Source organism: Xanthomonas arboricola, from assembly GCF_003353015.1.
GTDB lineage: Bacteria > Pseudomonadota > Gammaproteobacteria > Xanthomonadales > Xanthomonadaceae > Xanthomonas > Xanthomonas arboricola_E.
In genome coordinates, this window is sequence record NZ_QREM01000009.1 from 199,051 (window position 1) to 217,195 (window position 18,145).

The 18,145-nt window shown below is 63.5% G+C and carries 16 protein-coding genes and 1 pseudogene; 7 read left to right on the forward strand and 10 right to left on the reverse strand.

Annotated elements, in window-relative coordinates; genetic code table 11:
• Window positions 1–42 precede the first annotated feature (42 nt).
• From C0541_RS11500 to C0541_RS11540, 9 genes and pseudogenes are all read right to left on the reverse strand, one after another.
• Complete coding sequence (locus tag C0541_RS11500; RefSeq protein ID WP_115048479.1) at window positions 43–1,521, reverse strand: XVIPCD domain-containing protein; 1,479 nt, start codon at window positions 1,519–1,521, stop codon at window positions 43–45.
• A 14-nt stretch (window positions 1,522–1,535) separates the two neighbouring features.
• Window positions 1,536–2,174: a hypothetical protein gene (locus C0541_RS11505; RefSeq protein ID WP_115048481.1), complete on the reverse strand. Its 639-nt coding sequence runs from the start codon at window positions 2,172–2,174 to the stop codon at window positions 1,536–1,538.
• A 174-nt stretch (window positions 2,175–2,348) separates the two neighbouring features.
• Window positions 2,349–2,966: a hypothetical protein gene (locus C0541_RS11510; RefSeq protein WP_115050262.1), complete on the reverse strand. Its 618-nt coding sequence runs from the start codon at window positions 2,964–2,966 to the stop codon at window positions 2,349–2,351.
• Window positions 2,967–3,052: 86 nt separating this feature from the next.
• Window positions 3,053–3,505 (reverse strand): SymE family type I addiction module toxin, encoded by a 453-nt coding sequence (locus tag C0541_RS11515; RefSeq protein ID WP_115048483.1) that lies wholly within the window; start codon window positions 3,503–3,505, stop codon window positions 3,053–3,055.
• 122 nt (window positions 3,506–3,627) lie between these two features.
• Window positions 3,628–3,711 (reverse strand): annotated as a pseudogene (locus tag C0541_RS21715) (SymE family type I addiction module toxin); the annotation flags it as partial.
• Window positions 3,708–3,980 carry an XAC0095 family protein gene (locus C0541_RS11520; RefSeq protein WP_104628225.1) on the reverse strand — a complete coding sequence of 91 codons (273 nt, stop codon included), beginning with the start codon at window positions 3,978–3,980 and terminating at the stop codon, window positions 3,708–3,710. The pseudogene C0541_RS21715 and the gene C0541_RS11520, both read right to left, overlap by 4 nt.
• A gap of 518 nt (window positions 3,981–4,498) precedes the next feature.
• The gene (locus C0541_RS20740; RefSeq protein ID WP_153064982.1) at window positions 4,499–5,101 is read right to left on the reverse strand and encodes a hypothetical protein; all 603 of its coding nucleotides are present in this window, start codon (window positions 5,099–5,101) and stop codon (window positions 4,499–4,501) included.
• 124 nt (window positions 5,102–5,225) lie between these two features.
• On the reverse strand, window positions 5,226–6,848 hold the full coding sequence (locus C0541_RS11535; protein ID WP_115048489.1) for an RNA-directed DNA polymerase: 1,623 nt from the start codon (window positions 6,846–6,848) through the stop codon (window positions 5,226–5,228).
• Between the two features lie 320 nt (window positions 6,849–7,168).
• Window positions 7,169–10,324 carry a TonB-dependent receptor gene (locus C0541_RS11540; RefSeq protein ID WP_193725918.1) on the reverse strand — a complete coding sequence of 1,052 codons (3,156 nt, stop codon included), beginning with the start codon at window positions 10,322–10,324 and terminating at the stop codon, window positions 7,169–7,171.
• Window positions 10,325–10,968: 644 nt separating this feature from the next.
• Here C0541_RS11540 and C0541_RS11545 point away from each other — a divergent pair.
• The 3 genes from C0541_RS11545 to C0541_RS11555 are packed head-to-tail and all read left to right on the forward strand — an operon-like array spanning window position 10,969 to window position 13,475.
• The gene (locus C0541_RS11545; RefSeq protein WP_115048491.1) at window positions 10,969–11,709 is read left to right on the forward strand and encodes a flagellar motor protein; all 741 of its coding nucleotides are present in this window, start codon (window positions 10,969–10,971) and stop codon (window positions 11,707–11,709) included.
• Between the two features lie 7 nt (window positions 11,710–11,716).
• Complete coding sequence (gene motD / locus C0541_RS11550; protein WP_115048493.1) at window positions 11,717–12,691, forward strand: flagellar motor protein MotD; 975 nt, start codon at window positions 11,717–11,719, stop codon at window positions 12,689–12,691.
• Window position 12,692: 1 nt separating this feature from the next.
• Window positions 12,693–13,475: a ParA family protein gene (locus C0541_RS11555; protein ID WP_115048495.1), complete on the forward strand. Its 783-nt coding sequence runs from the start codon at window positions 12,693–12,695 to the stop codon at window positions 13,473–13,475.
• Here the strand turns inward: C0541_RS11555 and C0541_RS21720 are convergent.
• Window positions 13,412–14,044: a hypothetical protein gene (locus C0541_RS21720; protein WP_429001347.1), complete on the reverse strand. Its 633-nt coding sequence runs from the start codon at window positions 14,042–14,044 to the stop codon at window positions 13,412–13,414. The genes C0541_RS11555 and C0541_RS21720 overlap by 64 nt on opposite strands.
• A 19-nt stretch (window positions 14,045–14,063) precedes the next feature.
• Between C0541_RS21720 and C0541_RS11565 the strand changes: the two genes are divergently transcribed.
• The 4 genes from C0541_RS11565 to C0541_RS11580 all read left to right on the forward strand — a co-directional run bounded on the left by C0541_RS11565 (window position 14,064) and on the right by C0541_RS11580 (window position 17,872).
• Window positions 14,064–15,059: a chemotaxis protein CheW gene (locus tag C0541_RS11565; protein ID WP_161960020.1), complete on the forward strand. Its 996-nt coding sequence runs from the start codon at window positions 14,064–14,066 to the stop codon at window positions 15,057–15,059.
• 103 nt (window positions 15,060–15,162) lie between these two features.
• The gene (locus C0541_RS11570) at window positions 15,163–15,471 is read left to right on the forward strand and encodes an STAS domain-containing protein (protein ID WP_115048497.1); all 309 of its coding nucleotides are present in this window, start codon (window positions 15,163–15,165) and stop codon (window positions 15,469–15,471) included.
• Window positions 15,468–15,833 carry a response regulator gene (locus tag C0541_RS11575; protein WP_002806565.1) on the forward strand — a complete coding sequence of 122 codons (366 nt, stop codon included), beginning with the start codon at window positions 15,468–15,470 and terminating at the stop codon, window positions 15,831–15,833. Before C0541_RS11570 ends, C0541_RS11575 begins: the two co-directional genes overlap by 4 nt.
• A 32-nt stretch (window positions 15,834–15,865) precedes the next feature.
• Window positions 15,866–17,872, forward strand: a complete 2,007-nt coding sequence (locus tag C0541_RS11580; protein ID WP_115048499.1) for a chemotaxis protein CheA — start codon at window positions 15,866–15,868, stop codon at window positions 17,870–17,872.
• The last annotated feature ends 273 nt before the right edge of the window (window positions 17,873–18,145 follow it).

Genomic DNA, 18,145 nt, shown 5'->3' on the forward strand with positions numbered 1-18,145 from the left:
CTGGAACCGTTATTTGGACCTCGTTATCTCGTTGCGAAACACTCAGCGCGTCATCGAAGGACCAGCCTGGCTGACCGCTTGCTGGGACTGCTCCAGCGCCTGCTGCTGTTCGCGCGCCTGGGCCTGAGTCTGGTTGATTGCCTGCAGGCGATCGAACGACTGGGCCTCTGGTGTCTGCACGGCGTCCATGGTCGACATATGGGCACGCTGGTGAGCCGGGTCGTTGAGGGCGCCCTGAACGACGAAGACCTTCTCGCCGCCCGCCAGCTGAGCCGTTGGGTTGTTGAGCACCACATGATCCACCCGCGACAACCCTTCTTCTTTTGCCAGCGCAAGCAGACTGGCTGTCATGCGCTCGCTCGATGCATCCCACTGCCTGCCATGTGCGCTATCGAGCTTTTGCACCCCGCCTCTGATCTGCTGGTATAGCGGGTGATCCGCATGGCCTGGATCTGACGGAAGAAGGTGAGGTGACGTCCCTTGCGATGGGGATTCACGTGCACGGAGCTCCTGCTCCAGCTGTTGTGCAGAGATCGGCGAGACATGCAGATGCGTGTTCTTGCTGTGCTGGAACAAGCCCGGCGTCGGTGGCTGCGTGCTGCTGTCGAGGTAAGGCATGGGGCGGGTATTGCTGCCCAGGTCGATGCCGTTGCGCTCCAGTACTTCTTCCTTCAATCCCAAGCGCTGCATGTCCAGGATCATCGGCTGTTCCGGGTCTCCTGGCTTTGGCTTGTTGTAGTGGCGCTCGTAGATGGCAGCCGTTCCAACCACCCAAGGGCCGTAGTGGTTGGCGTAGTCGGACTGACCCGTATAGCCAATGCGAGTGCTCTTGGCATCCTTGTCGAAGAAGTTTGCCCCCATTGCCTCGACGTTGGCAGGAGTGACGGGCATCGTCATATCTGCGTTCAAGGTAAGGTTGGACTTGAGCGCGTAATTGAATTGCGGCATTCCACCAGTTCGATCAATGAAGTCGTGCATACGGCCGGGTGCTTCCCGAAAGATATCCTCAAGGGAGGCATCCGGCTTTGCTTGCTTTACCCTACTGACGGTCGCATTCCAGCCTGCAATTTCTGCGCTTGCTTCATCTACACGGTTGCTTGATAAAACCTTCTCCGCTGCGTCCGAATAATCGTGCGTGGTCTTGGCTATCTGCACCGCAGCGGTTTCGAACGCCTTACGGGAAGCAGCTGCGGTTGGGCTGTACATGGCGTGCTGCAGTTCATGCCCTAGCACAAACGTCATGTCACCGGAATCAAGAAACTTGCCACCAGGCCCATTGGAAAGCCTGGAAAGCGGCAGTCGGATGGAATTCTGATCCGGCGTGAACGTCCCTCCTGCATTCGGATCATTCAGAGGCTTTAGACTGAGTACGCGCTGCTTGGCAACCGCATCATTGAATTGGTCAAGCAACATGGGCGATGCGGCAAGTACACCCTGCAAATTGGTGACATGTTCGGGGGCGACGCCAGGTTGGCGCCCAAATTCATCAACAATAGCTTGCGCCTGTGGACTCAATGGCATGACCTTTCCTTGGATTAACGGATGTAGATCCATTCGACGCAGTGGTGCTCCACCCGCTCCTGCGGTGCATCGGCCTCGCCTCGTGGAAACACTTCCACGCGCATGCCTGGGCGGCTGAAGAAGTCACTCATCCATCGCCCGTCTTCCACCATGTTGCGTTGACGTACAAATCCGATGTCTTCCAGTTTCTTGGTAAACGTATCGAAATCGATCTTGCAGATCTCCGTCATGGGAGGTGAAGAACCCGCCTGCGCCGGAACAAAGGTGAACTCGAACCAACGCCCCGCAGTAGGCGTCTGGTCCATGCCAAAGCTGTAACCCCACTCACTGGTAAGCGGAGCACTGGCGCCGTAGCGCTTAGGATCTGACGCAGCACGCGTCACCGACACCCCCATTTTTGACTGCAGGTAGTCAGGTGTCAGATCGTCCAGTCCGTCAATAGCTTGAATCAACGCAAGCATGCGGGTGAGCGCATCCTCTGCCGTTCGTATTGGCCCGCTGGGTTCGCTGCCAGTGGGAGTGACTGCGGATTCGGATGAGGAACGCATGGCAGATGCCTCCGTGACGGTTGCCGGGGCTGGGGTGGCCGCCGTGTGGGCGCATGCGCCCAGGGCGAAGGTGGCGAGCAAGGCGTAGAGGGGGCGCGCGATCATGAAGCGTCCGTTGTGCGCTGGTGTGGCTGTGACGCTAGTGGCATCGGGCGCCGAGGTCAATTGCAAGGCTTCTGGCAGTTGATCGATGTGACACTTGGTAACTCCAGGCTCATTGCCGAAATCATTCAAAACTCTCAAAGCATCAGGACTGAGTGACATGTCCGCTCCCTGGACTTAACGGATGTAGACCCATTCGACGCATTTGTGCGCTACCAACGCTTGCGGTTCCGCAGCCTCACCACGCGGAAAAACCTCTACCCGCATTCCAGGACGCGTAAAGAAATCACTCATCCAGCGCCCTTCTTCGACGATGTTGCGCTCACGCGCAAATCCCATCTGCTCAAGCTGCTGGGTAAAACGATCAAAGTCCAGGCGACAAATTTCGGTCATCGCAGGCGATGCACCGGACACATTGCGATCGAAGCGGAATTCGAACCATCTGCCATCAAGCTTGGTTTCATCGACTCCAAATCCATAACTCCAATCCTTAGTGAGCGGGCCGAAGGCCCGATATCGGCGTTCGTCGCCTTTCATGAACTGAACCGCCTGCCCCATCGTGGAATTCAGACGCTCGGGAGTGAAGTCGGAGATGTCCTGGCTGCCCTTGATCAACACAAGCAGCTGACCAAGCAAGCCTTCCGCAGTGAGCTTGCTAGGCGGCACAGTGGTAGGACTGGATGAATTTATGGCAGATGTCTCCGTGACGGTTGCCGGGGCTGGGTTGGCCACCGTGTGGGCGCATGCGCCCAGGGCAAAGGTGGCGAGCAAGGCGTAGAGGGGGCGCGCGATCATGAAGCGTCCGTTGTGCGCTGGTGCGGCGGGGACGCTAGTGGCATCCGGCACCGAGGTCAATCGCAAGGGGTCTGGCAGCCGCAGCATCATCGCCGCACGCTGCGCGCCTTGGCCGGCACTTCCACTGACGGCAACACCTCCATCAACAGCTGCCCTTCGCTTGCGGTGATGCGCAGCTTGGTGCCGATGGCAAAGCCCAGTTGTTCCAGCCATAGGCCGCTGAGGCGAACGTGGGGCACGTGCTGGTCGCCACCGTGGTCNGCGGTGATGCGCAGCTTGGTGCCGATGGCAAAGCCCAGTTGTTCCAGCCATAGGCCGCTGAGGCGAACGTGGGGCACGTGCTGGTCGCCACCGTGGTCGTGGGCGCCGGGGTAATGCGTGTAGCTGACGGTGCATTGGCGCGGGCGGCGGGCGCGGCGGGGTGCGCGCAGCGTGCCGGGGCCTTGCGGAGAGGCGTCCGGGTCGGGTGGCAGCATCGGTGGCAGCTTGGTGCGGTCGGGCTCCACAACCACCCACTGCANGTGTAGCTGACGGTGCATTGGCGCGGGCGGCGGGCGCGGCGGGGTGCGCGCAGCGTGCCGGGGCCTTGCGGAGAGGCGTCCGGGTCGGGTGGCAGCATCGGTGGCAGCTTGGTGCGGTCGGGCTCCACAACCACCCACTGCACCCGCTTGGGCGGCGTGGGGCGCGCACGCGTGCGGGTGGGCCGTGCGCTGGCAGATGCCGTGGGTGGGCGGCGGCGTGTCATGGCGCCTCCGATTGGCGGCGGGTAGCGCTGGGTGAAGCGACGCACTGCTGCAACGCCACGTCGATGCGTGCAGAAAGGCTATGCAAGGCCTGCGACAATACGCCGGGCTGGTTGAGCAACTGCTGCGCAAGATCGTCGCTGGCCTGCTCAACGGCCGCGCGTGCGGCCAGCCGGCGCAGCACTTCGCCTACCTCGCTCAGCAAGCTGTGGGCGGAAGCTGGCAACAGATAACCCGGCACCGACGCCGGCATGGATGGTGCAGTAGACATGGCAACGCCCTCCTGGAACAACCCAAGAACCGCCGCCAACGGCGACGGGATGTCGGGAGGTTCGAAACCGCTAAGAGCCGGCGGGCGTATTCCCCTTGCNGGCTTGTACCTGCAGGATGCAGGCACAAAAAACCCACCGGTTTGACGGAGGTGGGTACCGCTCTTAGAGGAGTTTCGACGCTCCTTGGGACTAGATTGCAAGTACACGGTCTGGCGTGTCAATACACACTGGCGGGTCTCGCGCGGCTGTGTGCGCCGCTGGCGCAGTTCCATAAGAGCCACGCAAGCCGAACGCCGTCGCCTGATAAGTGCACCTGACCCCATCACGGTTACCCCATCACGGTTTCACTACTAGCATCGCTGCGATCTATGTCGCCAAGCGCGCAGGCATGGACGCGATAGTTTGGCGAAGGTCAGGCTGCCGTGGAACTGAATGTGGAACCGCTATTGTCAGAACTGTCAGGAACCTTCTGATGGCACCCTTTCTCATGGTCACGGCGGCCAGCCGGGAGAACTGTCTATCTCGGCGAGCGCTCGCCCACAACACTCAGGAATCGCTGCATCATCTCGACGTGAGTTGCACCGCGACCGACGATGGCAAGGAGATCAGGAAGATGCAGATCCACCATCAGACCTCTGCGAGGATTGATAAGAACAGCCTCCTTCCATGCACTCCCATGACCTTCAATCTCTGCCACAAGCGAGAGCATCCAATAGATCAGGACTTGACGGTAGTCTGCACCACCAAAGTTTCCTGAAACACACTTAACCTCGACGAGGCAGTCGCCGACAGCATAATCCCCCCACGAGTTTCCTATCCACTGGCATCCGGGCACCGAAGGACGTACTACAAGGGGTCCACCCATAGTCCCTTCAGCAATCAAAAGTGATCGATAAAGCGAGTCACCCACCAAGCACGCTGTAGACCAATCCTGGTCACCGATCGTTTCGACACGCCTCGCATCATAGAACCTGCTTTGCTGAAGCCACGCCTCTGCAAGACATGACCCAGCATCATCTGCGGCCTCATTCCCTTCGACCAACCTATCAGCCCGGACGCAGGCGACCTCGAAGAGCAAAGCCGGACTCATGACCGAGCTTCTGATCAGATCGTCGCTCACGGGCGCGTCCGGAAGCGCAGACCTTGAGCCATTAAGATGCGCCACGAGGCCTGGAGTGAGGCCGGGGAAAACGATCTCAAAGAGTCCCGGAAGCTCACGTGCGACAGTCCTAGGGTCAACTATCTCAGTTCTCATCATCAGCCCATCTTGCAAAGACTGCCGAAAATGTTTCAGTCTCCGTCCCTTCGAATCCTAAACCCCCGCCTCCCACTAGCGACCTTTGACGCTGTCTACGAAAATCTATGCCTTGATTACCAAAAAATTTGGACGCAACCCAAGCAGCCCGCCGGGCCTCTTGGTGCATTCCTGTCCAGAGATTCGCTATTGAGTTGAGATCTCCATGCGCAGCCCAATGACCGATACAGTCTAGACAACCTCTCTTTACGGTAACAGATTCTGAGTTATCAAAAACGTTCCACACGAAAGCTGACCGCACACCGGACCTTCCAAATCTTAGCGCGCGAAGAAAATGGAGCTGATTTCCCTCATTGGTTAACAGATAGGCTGAGTGTGATATCACGGCATCCAAGCACTGATCAATCTGCAGATGTATCTCGGCATATGCTGGCAAAGACCGCAAATGAGATATACCTCGCATGATGGTGGACCAAGATCCTCTGAAGGACCGCAGGCTGGGTTCAGCCAGCAGCGTCATCACGAGGTCGAGTGCAACAGCTGGCGGGTGAAGCCCGAGAGTTCTGCCAACCTGCGCAACCAAGAAGTTATCCGGCACTGACTTCTCAAGTTCTAGGCTAAGCAACCTCTGAACATCCAACGACTCTACGGTCACTCGGAGACTTTCGTAGTCATCGACAGGCGAGTCGGAGTACGGATCGAAATGAAGATCTATCTGCTTGAGAGCGCCTACGTCCCCGTCGTCAGAGCCCAATTGAGCCCGTGCATAATCAGCAAAGGCGGTCGCCTTTAGCAACGTAGTCTTAGTTCGATTCAGTGACAGACCGTAGTTGGCCAATCTTTTAGACAAGTAGGCCAGATGCTCATGAGCCGTCTGGAAGTCAGGAGCGATTAACACATAGTCATCAACGTATCTTAGCCAATTGATGCCTTTTCTATCTAGAGACTGATCTATAGGAATCATGAAAGCCTCTGCCACGATTCGCGAGAATTGACTTCCAACAGGTAGCGCAAACGATCTACCAGCGGAGAAGCGCGAGAGCAGACCGTTCGCCTGGGCTGCGCACTGGTCACCTACTAGGCTCCTAAGTGTGTCCTCGATATGGTGATGTGACACACGCTCATAGAAGCTTGAGATATCTGTCTGAACAACCACCGCGTCGTCGCCCGCTTCTACAGCAGAAGAGATACAGCCCTCTCTAAATTTTCGCCAACTGTAGGACCGATCGAATATTTCGACCGCGTCATTTGTCGCGAGAAACCTGTACGAGCACGCCCTATGTGACCTCTCTCCTTCAGACGCACGTGCGACTGCTACCCCGATTCCATTGAGGTAGACATTCCAGAACGGATGTATCTTCGTTACGACTCTGAAGCCAGCGGTACCGGTCGCTACAAGCAGACGCTCAGAGAATGGTTCGAGGCCCCAGAGTGTTGCCTTTGCTGCACTAGGACTCGTGGCTGCAAGTTCCTGGTAGAGATTGTTAGCTATGTACGCCAGAGATGCCGCTTTTGCTTTAACGAACCTCGCGTCTCCATCGAATGGAAGAGTGTCGTTATCACCGTGCGCACCAACCTCGCGCGCCGCCCTCATGAAATCCTCTTGATCCATCCCCACCTAACTCCAAACTGCGCGATTCCACATAAAGAGACTGCCGACTTTGAGTGACACGAAGCTCTGCAAAGCCCGCGACACCCTACTGACAGGTGAAGTCCAATGATGCACTTTAGCGTAGACAGTGGAAACTCCGCGCCGAAGCAAATTATCCTGAACCAGCCGACCCGCCCCAAACAAAAAGCCCCGACCAACGCCGGGGCTTTCTGCTGTAACTAGAAATAACGATTCCAGGTTCACTTCCACTATAGCCCAGCCGCCGCCGAACCGTCGCGCCCATACCGCCACGCGGCAGGCATGGGCACGACACGTTGGACCTAGAACTTGTAGGTCAGCCCCAGGTACGCCAGCCGGCCTGCGTAGCCGCCGGTATAGAAGCGGGCGCGGGTGTCCTCGCCCAGGTGCGAGCGGGACTCCTGCTTGGTCAGGTTCAGCACCGAGGCGGTGAGGCTGAGCGCCGGGGTGATGTTGTAGGCCGCGTTCACGTCGATCTGGTAGTACGGCTCCTCAAAGACGTTCAAGCCGGTGACCAGGCCTTGCACCAGCTCACCGCGACGGTTGTACGAGGCGCGCAGCAGCAGGCTGTCGGTTTCGTAGAACACGGTGAGGTTGGTCTGGTTCCTGGCACTGCCCGGCATGGCGGTCTCGCCGGCCTCGGTGCCGTCCTCCAGCCGCACCGCCGCCTTGCTGGCATCGTTGTAGGTGTAGTTGAACTGCGCACCGAGGCCGGACGGCAGCGTGTGCTGCGCGTACAGCTCCACACCCTGCGAGACCGCGTCCTGGCCGCCGGCCTGGGTGCTGTAGTTCTGCACGGTGACCGGTTGCCCGTCGACCGTCATGTTCACGTCGCTGATGACGTCGACCGCGAAGTTCTCCACGTTCTTGCGGAACAGTCCCATACCTGCCACCGAGCCCGGCTGGAAATACCATTCCAGCCCCAGGTCGAACTGGTTGGCCTTGTACGGCTCCAGGTTCTTGTTGCTGCCCGAGCCGTACCAGCCCTGCTCGCTGGCACCGCCGGTCAGGCGCCGGTCGGCCACGTACTCGGGACTGTAAAACTCCAGGCTGCCGGGCGCGGCAATGTCGTTGTAGCTGGGACGTGCGATCACCTTCGCGGCCGCCGCGCGCAGCAGCAGGTTCTCGGTCAGGTCGTAGGCCAGGTTGAAACTCGGCAGCACGTCGGTGTAGTTGCGGTCCAGCCCGCTGACCACGAACGACTCGGTGCGTTGCACGCTGTCGGCCAGGCGCCAGTAGCCTTCGGTCCCGCAATAGGTGTCGGCCGGGGCGCCGCTGGGCATGGCAGCGCCCTGCTGGCAGGCCAGCGGGTTGCCGTCGGCGCCGTCGAAGAAGTAGTCGTTGTAGGCGGTCACCTTGTCGGTGGAATCGGCACGCTGGCCGGTACGCGCCACCCGCACGCCGACGTTGCCACGCAGCCGCTCGGTGTGGAAGTTGAGCTGCAGGTAGCTGGAATAGATCTCTTCGTCGACGTTGTAGACAAAGTTGTCTTCACTGCGGGTCTGCATCGCGCCGTAGGTCTGGTTCAAGTAGCCGATGTAGCCCGGGAAGTTGATCGCCGGGAACGCGCTGGCATTGACGCCACCGGCCAGGTTGTCCTGCGCGAACAGCAGCCCCGGCGAGAACTGGGTGGCGATGGCATTGCAGCGCCCGTTCCAGTAGCGGTTGTCGTAGTCACCCGGGTCGGTACCCGGGCACACCCAGTAGTTGTTGCCGGTACTGCGGTGGATGCCGCCGTCGCGACGTTTGATGCCGAACTGCAGCGAGTCGACGACCTCGCCGTCGAAATGCCAGGTGGTATCGATCTGCGCGTACTGCTGCTGGTTGGTGTTGCGGGTCCAGGACGAGCCGGTCGAGCCCAGGTCGACCTGCAGGATGCCGTCGCGCAGGTTCTGCATCAGCTCCGGCGAGAATGTCATGGACGGCGTGCCGGTCAGGTCCCAGGCGCTGGCAAAGTTGGCATTGGTCCAGCTGCCGTCGGCGTTCTGCAGGCGCGGCTTGATCGGCAGGGAAAACTGCAGCTCCGGCCCGCCCTTGGCCCAGGTGCGGCCGGCCTTGAACGCCACGTCCACCTGCTCGCCACGCCATTCGCCGCCCAGGTCCACCGTCTGCGACTGCGATTTTTCGATGTTGTAGCTGCCGGTGATCTGCGGCGTGGGCACCGTGCAGTCGTCCGAGCCCCAGCCGCCCGGCGGCAGGCCGGCCGCAGCGGCCTGCGCCTCGCTGCAATAGTAGGTCTTGCCCGGGCGCAGGCTGTAGGCGGCGCCGGTGACGATGGTGCCGCTGGGATCGAACTGCAGCCGGTCGAGCAGACGGCCGCCGCGCCAGTTGCCGTCGCCGTTGTAACGGGCGATGTTCCACTCGGGAATCTTGATGGTATTGGTCTGCGAGTCCTGCGACAGGTCGAAGCGGAAGTAGTTTGCGGTCAGCGTCAGGTCGTCGGTCGGCTTGAACTGCAAGGTCAGCTGCCCACCCTTGCGCTCGCGCTCCTCGCGTTTGGCGCCCAGGCTGACCGCGGTCGGCATCATGAAACCGGTGGAGTAATTGCCGTCCTGGGTCCAGAAACCGGTCCCGCCCCACCAGTTGGCATTGAAGTCCGACGGATTGCCGTTGACGTCGACCGCCGGGCCGCCTTCGTCGCGCCCGTACCACTGCCAGCTCTCGGTGCTGGCATCGAGTGTTCGTGCGGTGCGCTTCTGCTGCGTGTAGCCGACGAAGACGCCGAAGCGGTTGTCCTTGTCGTGCCACGAGTACGAGCCGGAGAACTGGCCGTCGGTCTTCTTGCTGGTATCGGACCAGGTGCCCTCGGCGGAAACGAAGCCGGAGTTTGGCTCCAGTTCCAGCGGGCGCCGCGTCTGCAGGATCACCGTGCCGCCGATGCCGCCTTCGTCGATGCGCGCTTCCGGGGTCTTGTACAGCTCCGCGCTGCCCAGCAGGTTCGAGGGCAGCAGCGTGTAGTTGAACGAGCGCGTCGGGTCGCCGTTGGACTCGGCGGTGGCGATGTAGTTGCCGTTCAATTCGGTCAGCACCAGCTCCGAGGACAGGCCGCGCACACTGACGTTCTTGCCCTCGCCGCCGTCGCGGCTGATGACCACGCCGGGCACGCGCTGCAGCGCATCGGCCACGTTCTTGTCGGGGAACTTGCCCACGTCCTCGGCGGTGATCACATCGACCACGGCGTTGGCGTTGCGCTTCTGCTCCAGGCTTTTTTCGATCGCGTAGCGGTAGCCGGTCACCGTCACTGCGTCCAGGTCCGTGGCCTGCACCTCGGCCTGGCCGGTGGACGCCGGCGTGACGTCGGCCTGCTGGGCGACAGCGGTGGTAGAGGCGACGCTCGCGAACAAGACGATGGCGATACCGGCGGACAGCGTGCTGCGGTTGCGTGCGAATGGCATGCAGTTCATTTCGATCATGCTCTCCCAATAGTGATCGGCTTCGGCGGATTCCTGTCGATCCAACGATCGGACAAAGACGCCGCGCGAAGTGACGCAGAAATATCCGGCGCCGTTGCGCCCCCCCCTCCTCTTGCGTCCGCTTCCACGCAGATGCAATTAGATCGTTCTAAAGCCGTGGAAAGCTAAGTAGCACAGCCGATGCGGCAGCGCATTCTGCCCCGCAACAGGCCCGCGGCGTTGCAAGGCATCCACGATGGCCGGCCGGCCCGCCACGCTTGCGCGCGGCAGGGCACGGCCTGCCGCGTTGCCGGCTGCAGCAGCGTGATCGCTGCAAGCAACACACCCTTGCCCGCAACCGGACGCAAGCGGTTTGCCGAAGCGCCAGCACACACCTCATTTGAAACCGAGCTCAGCAAGGGACTGGATCGGCGTGACGGCATCGCCCACCACACGCCGCTTGGCCGCCATCGCCAACGCGGTTGCCACACCGAACATGCGCGCGCTTGTTGCCTGCGTACACGCGCAAGGGCGGCGGGGCCTGCTGCGGCATTGATGACACGCCTTGGTCGGAAGCGCATGCGCCGATGACCTGTCAACCCTGCATCGACGCCAGCGTGGAAGCGGCCCATGCCGCAAAACGACAACTTTCTGGCGCATCGACCGAGCGCATCTATCAAGTCCGCCGCGTTCGCGCCGATATCGCTTCCATGGACAGACTCAGCATTATCGGACTGGTGCTCGCGATCGTGGCGATCGTGGGCGGCAGCGTGTTGAAAGGCGCCGGCATTTCGTCGCTGTGGTCGCCGGCTGCCTTCGTGATCGTGATCGTCGGCACCGTGGCGGCGATCCTGCTGCATACCTCGCCGGCGGTTTTCCGGCGCGCGTTCAAGATCCTGCGCTGGGTGATCCAGCCGCCGGCCAGCGACCGCCCGCAGTTGCTGGCGCGCATCGTCGAGTGGAGCAACATCGCCCGCCGCCAGGGCCTGCTGGGCCTGGAAGACCAGCTCCCGCGCCAGGACGACGCGTTCCTGCGCAAGGGCCTGCAGATGCTGGTCGATGGTGTGGAACCGGAAGCCATGCGCCACATGCTGGAAATCGAGGTGGACAACCAGGAGCGTCAGGATCTTGCCGCGGCCAAGGTGTTCGAGGGCATGGGCATCTATGCGCCCACGCTGGGCATCATCGGTGCGGTGCTGGGCCTGATGGCGGTGATGAAGAACCTGGCCGACCCGGCCATGCTCGGCCATGGCATCGCCGCGGCGTTCACCGCCACCATCTACGGCATCGCCTCGGCCAACCTGCTGTTCCTGCCGGTGGCCGCCAAGCTCAAGAGCGTCATCCACTGCAGCACCAACGAGCGCGAAATGGCGATCGAAGGCTTGATCGCGATCGCCCAGGGCGAGAATCCGCGCAACATCGAGTCGAAATTGGCAGGCTACTTGCATTAGTCCCGCCATGGCCCGCCGTCGCAAACATCACGAAGAGCATGGCAACCACGAAGCGTGGGCGATTCCGTATGCCGATCTGATGACGCTGCTGCTGGCGTTCTTCGTGGTGATGTACGCGATCTCCTCGCTCAACGAGGGCAAGTACAAGGTCATGGCGCAGGCGCTGACCACCGCCTTCGGCGGCGCGTCCACCGCCGCCAGCCCGGTGCAGATCGGCAAGAGCCAGGCCCTGGGCGCCGACTACGACCGCCCCTCGGTGATCAAGGCCGGCGCGCCGATGGCCGCCTCCAACGGACCGACCGACCCGACCCTGCTGCCGTCGATGGCCGCGCAGATGCGCATGCCGGTATCGCTGCGCAACCAGATGCAGCTGGCACGCGCGCAGCGGCAGATGGACGCGGTGGCCCAGCAGCTGGGCAAGACGCTGGCGCCGCTGATCGAGCAGAAACTCATCACCATCCGCCGCAACGATCTGTGGATCGAGGTGGAGATCAACAGCGACATCCTGTTCGGCACCGGCTCGGCCACCCTGGCCGGCGGCGCGCGCGGCACCCTGTCGACGCTGGCGGCGGTGCTGCGCGATGCGCCCAACGGCGTGCGCGTGGAGGGCTATACCGACAACCAGCCGATCGCCACTGCCCAGTTCCCCTCCAACTGGGAGCTGTCGGCCGCGCGCGCCGCCAGCGTGGTGCACCTGTTTGCCGACGACGGCGTCGCTCCGCAACGATTGGCGATGGTGGGCTATGGAGAATTCCGCGCACGTGCCGATAACAGCACTGAGGCGGGACGGAATGCGAACCGGCGTGTGGTGTTGATCATCCTCGCTGACTCGGCTGGCTCACTCGCACCCGATCCGCCATCGCAGATGCATGCGACCGCCGCCGGGGCGCCCAAGCTTCCCAAGTCTGACGGCGGCCAAACGGCCGTCACCACCGAAAGCGGCACAAGTTCCGTCCCCGCCGTAATTCAAGGAGTGCAGTGAGATGCGTATCTGGGCAATCGCCAACCAGAAGGGCGGCGTCGGCAAGACCACCACGACGCTGGCATTGGGTCGTGGCCTGGCCGCGCTCGGCCACCGGGTATTGTTGATCGACCTCGATCCGCACTCCTCACTCACCCGCGCGTTCGGCGTGGCGATCGACCCACCGCCGCGCGGGGTGCTGGACCTGTTCGGCACTCCGCCGAGCGACCTGGCCAGCCTGTCCCACGAAAGCGCCATCCCCGGCCTGTCCTATGTCTGCGCGCAAGCCGCATTGGCCACGCTGGAACGCCGCAGCGCCAACCAGCCCGGGCTGGGCCTGGCCCTGCAGAACGCGATGACCCGGCATGCCGGCCAGCACGACTACATCCTGCTCGACTGCCCGCCCACGCTCGGCCTGCTGATGATCAACGCGCTGGCGGCCTGCGACCGCGTGGTGGTGCCGACCCAGGCCGAGCCGCTGGCGCTGCATGGCCTGGCCAGCATGGTACGTACCGCCGACATGGTGCAGCGCTCGCGCCGGCGCGAACTGCCGGTGTCGATCCTGCCGACCCTGTTCGACCGCCGCACCCGCGCCGGCACCGAGACGCTCAAGGAGATGCAGGACACCTACGGCGCGGTCGTCTGGGAAGACGCGGTGCCGGTGGATACCCGAATCTGCAATGCCGCCGCACTGACCGTCCCCGCCACCGGCGGCGACTACCAGGGCCGCGGCCTGTCCGCCTATCGCCGTGCGCTGGAATGGGTGCTGGCCGATGACGCGATGCGTATGGAGCAAGCCGCATGAGCAACCACACCGCCAACGGTGAGCTGGACGATTATCTGGAAGGCCTGCTGCACGATGCCGGCGTGGAGCCCCCTGCCCCGGCTGCCACTGGCATCGTTGCGGCGGTACCGGCAACTGCCGGGGCAGACCTCACGCTGGCCGAAGCGCCGGTGCAGGCTGCCGCGGCCCCCGAAGCCGCCGCTGTCTCGGAAGCGGCCACTTCCAATGCGATCGCCGCGGTGCTCAGCGCCGATGCGATCGCCACCGACTTCCTCGCCGAAATGGATGCCGACCCGGCCTTTGGCCCGCCGGTGGTCGCCGCGCCCAGCGCCGCGGATATCGCCGCCGATTTCCTCGCCGAGATGGATGCCGACCCGGCCTTCGGCCCGCCGGTGGTCGCCGCGCCCAGCGCTGCGGACATCGCCGCCGACTTTCTCGCCGAAATGGATGCCGACCCGGCCTTCGGGCCGCCGGTGGTCGCCGCGCCCAGCGCTGCGGACATCGCCGCCGACTTCCTTGCCGAAATGGATGCCGACCCGGCGTTCGCCACGGCGGCGCCCAGCCCGTTCATGAGCCTGTCTCTTATACACATCCANCTTTCTCGCCGAAATGGATGCCGACCCGGCCTTTGGGCCGCCGGTGGTCGCCGCGCCCAGCGCTGCGGACATCGCCGCCGACTTCCTTGCCGAAATGGATGCCGACCCGGCCTTCGGGCCGCCGGTGGTCGCCGCGCCCAGCGCTGCGGACATCGCCGCCGACTTCCTTGCCGAAATGGATGCCGACCCGGCCTTCGGGCCGCCGGTGGTCGCCGCGCCCAGCGCTGCGGACATCGCCGCCGACTTCCTTGCCGAAATGGATGCCGACCCGGCGTTCGCCACGGCGGCGCCCAGCCCGTTCATGAGCACCGCCGACCTGATGGCCGAGATGGACGCAGATCCGGCCTTCGCCGGCACTGCCTCCGGCGCCGACCTGCTGGCTGCCGACCTGCTCTCGGAAATGGACGCCGACCCGGCCTTCGCCGATGCCGCAGCTGCCCCAGCGGCACCGGCGCGGCCTGCGCCGGCACCGATGCAGGCCGCGCACCGCGCGCCGCCGTCGCCGTCGCCGATCTATCCGCAAGGCCTGCAGGCCCTGCTGGCCCCCGGCCAGGCCGAGCACATCCAGGCCGAGCGGCGCGCGGCCGAACGCAGCACGCGCTGGCTACGCCTGCGCTGCGGCGAACAGACCTATGCGCTGGAATTGCTCAAGGTGCAGGAGGTGGTACTGCCGGTGCCGCTGCTGCCCCTGCGCGGCACCGCCAGCGCGATGCTCGGCATCATGAACCTGCGTGGCCAGGTGGTGCCGGTGATCGACCTGGGCATGCACCTGGGCTCGGCGCCGATCCACATGGATCTGCAGACGCGCGTGGTGGTGCTGGAGGAAAACGGCGAGACCATGGGCCTGCGCGTGTCGGCGGTGGAAGACGTCACCAGCCTGACCGATCAGCAGATCGAACCGCCGGACAACGCCCGCCTGTGCCGCATTTCCAACAACCTGTTCCGCGGCGTCGCGCGGCTGGGCCATCAGCCGATGATCCTGCTCGATGCCAGCCATCTGCTGCACTGATTCACCGCGCAGCTGACGCGCACCTGCACGCGCAACGATTCACCGTTAAAGCTTTCCCGCCGCCCGCCGTTAGTACGCATAGAACCATCCGTTCGGAGCAACAATGAGCACAGTCACATTGGGTGAGGATCTCGGCATCGAGACCAGCGCCGACCTCAAGCAGAAGCTTGCCGCGTTCCTGACCCAGGACGGCGATCTGGTGCTCAATGCCGGCGAGGTCCGGCGTATCCATACCGCCAGCGTGCAGTTGCTCTGTGCCTTTGTGCAGACCCGCCGCCAGGCGGGCTTGCACACCGAATTCGATGGCTGCAACGACACTTTTAGAGATGCGGCCCGTCTGCTCGGCGTCACCGACGCGCTCGGACTTTCCGCATCCAATGACAACCTGAAATCTGTGGAGAACGCCGCATGAGCGCACGTATCTTGGTGGTGGACGATTCGGCGTCGATGCGCCAGATGGTCTCTTTCGCCCTCACCTCTGCCGGCTTTGCCGTCGAAGAAGCCGAGGACGGCGCCGTGGCGCTGGGCCGCGCGAAGGGCCAGCGCTTCAACGCGGTGGTGACCGACGTGAACATGCCCAACATGGACGGCATCTCGCTGATCCGTGAGCTGCGCCAGCTGCCGGACTACAAGTTCACCCCGATGCTGATGCTGACCACCGAGTCGGCGGCCGACAAGAAGTCCGAAGGCAAGGCCGCCGGTGCCACCGGCTGGCTGGTCAAGCCGTTCAATCCGGAACAGCTGATCGCCACCGTCCAGAAAGTTCTGGGTTAATTCCACTTGCCTCACCATCGGATCTCACGCCCATGAGCATGGACCTGCAACGTTTCCACGCCACCTTTTTCGAGGAAAGCCGCGAAGGGCTGGACGCGATGGAGGCCGGGCTGTTGTCCCTTGAAGAGGGCAACCGCGACCCGGAAATCATCAACTCGGTGTTTCGCGCCGCGCACTCGATCAAGGGCGGCGCTGCCACCTTCGGCTTCGAAGCGGTCGCCGGCCTGACCCACGTGCTGGAAACGCTGCTGGACGAGTTGCGCTCCAACAAGCGCCAGCTCGAACCCAATGCGGTCGATGCCATGCTCGGCTCGGTCGACGTGCTGCGCGCGCTGCTGCGCGAAGCCGAACACGGCACCCCGGCCGACCCGGCCGCGGTCAAGGCCGTGCACACCCGCCTGAACGCCGTGCTGGCCGGCGAAGCGCCGACCGCCGCGGCGGTGGCCAAGCCGAAGGAAGAAGAACCCGAAGCCTGGCACATCGGCTTCACCCCGGCGCCGTCGCTGTTCATGAGCGGCAACGACCCGCTGCGCATCATCCGCGAGCTGGAGCACCTGGGCCCGCTGCAGATTGCCGCACGCCTGGAGCGCATGCCGGGCTTTGAGAACATCGACCCGCTGGAAGCCTACCTGGCGTGGGATCTGGGCCTGATCGGCAAGATTCCGCGCAGCAAGATCGAAGACACCTTCGCCTGGGTGGTGGACGATTGCGAGCTGGACATCCGCCCGATGGCGGTGCCCGGCCCGCCGCCGAGCCTGGCCGTCGAAGCCGCTGCCACCGCACCTGCCGCGCTCGCCGCGGCACCGGCCGCCGCTGCCGAACCTGCCGCCACTGCTACCACGCCGGCCAAGGCCGCCGCTGCCGAAGCGGAAACCTCGATCCGCGTCAGCGTCGACAAGGTCGATGCCCTGATCAATCTGGTTGGCGAGTTGGTCATCACCCAGGCCATGCTCAAGCAGGTCTCCACCGGCCTGGACCCGGCACATGCCGAACAGCTGTTCGCCGGCCTGGATCTGCTCGAACGCAACACCCGCGACCTGCAGGAAGCGGTGATCGGCGTGCGCATGCTGCCGGTGGACGCGGTGTTCCGTCGCTTCCCGCGCCTGGTCCGCGACCTCTCCAGCCGCCTCGGCAAGCAGGTCCGCCTGCGCACCATCGGCGAAGGCACGGAACTGGACAAGGGCCTGATCGAAAAGATCGCCGATCCGTTGGTGCACCTGGTGCGCAACTCGATCGACCACGGCCTGGAAATGCCCGATGCGCGTCGCGCCTCCGGCAAGGACGAGACCGGCACGATCACCCTGGCGGCCTCGCACCAGGGCGGCCACATCGTGATCGAAGTCAGCGACGACGGCCGCGGCCTCAATCGCGCCAAGATCCTGGAAAAAGCCGCCGAACGCGGCATCGCCGTGCCGGACAACCCGACCGACGCACAGGTGTGGGACCTGATCTTCGCACCGGGTTTCTCCACCGCCGATGCGGTGACCGACCTGTCCGGCCGTGGCGTGGGCATGGACGTGGTCCGCCGCAACATCCAGGGCCTGGGTGGCGAAGTGCAGCTGGAAAGCAACGCCGGCAGCGGTACCCGCGTGCTGATCCGCCTGCCGCTGACCCTGGCCATCCTCGACGGCATGACCGTCTCGGTCGCCGGCGAAACCCTGATCCTGCCGCTGGCCTATGTGCTCGAGGCACTGCAGCCGGCGCCGGAAGACATCCGCTCGATGGCCGGCGACGGCCGGGTGCTGCGGGTCCGCGGCGAATACCTGCCGATCCTGTCGCTCACCGATTACTACGGCTTCGGCGGGCAGCAGTCCTCGCAGGAACCGCTGGTGGTGGTGGTCGAAGGCGACGGCCAGAAGATCGCGCTGGAAGTGGACGAACTGCTCGGCCAGCAGCAGGTCGTGGTCAAGAACATCGAGAACAACTACCGCCGTATCCCGGGCGTGTCCGGCGCCACCATCCTGGGCGATGGCCGGGTCTCGCTGATCGTGGACATCGGCGGGCTGGTGCGCTCGCTGCGCGTGCCGCAAGCGGCGTAGGACGCCAAGCCACGCAACAACTGCAATGTGATCCCTTCTCCCACCGGGAGAAGGTGCCCCGAAGGGGCGGATGAGGGTACGAGCACAGCCACGCGCATTTGGAGTCACACGTGGCTGCGCCGGTACCCTCGCACTCCCCCTCTCCCGCAGGGGAGGGGCTCGAAGCGCCCAGGCCGCCACGTTGTGCGGCAACGACAGAGCCCTGGCAGCGATGCCGGGGCTTTGTCGTTGTGGTGCGTCTGTGTGCCCGGTGTTTGCTGCCTGCCTGCCCGT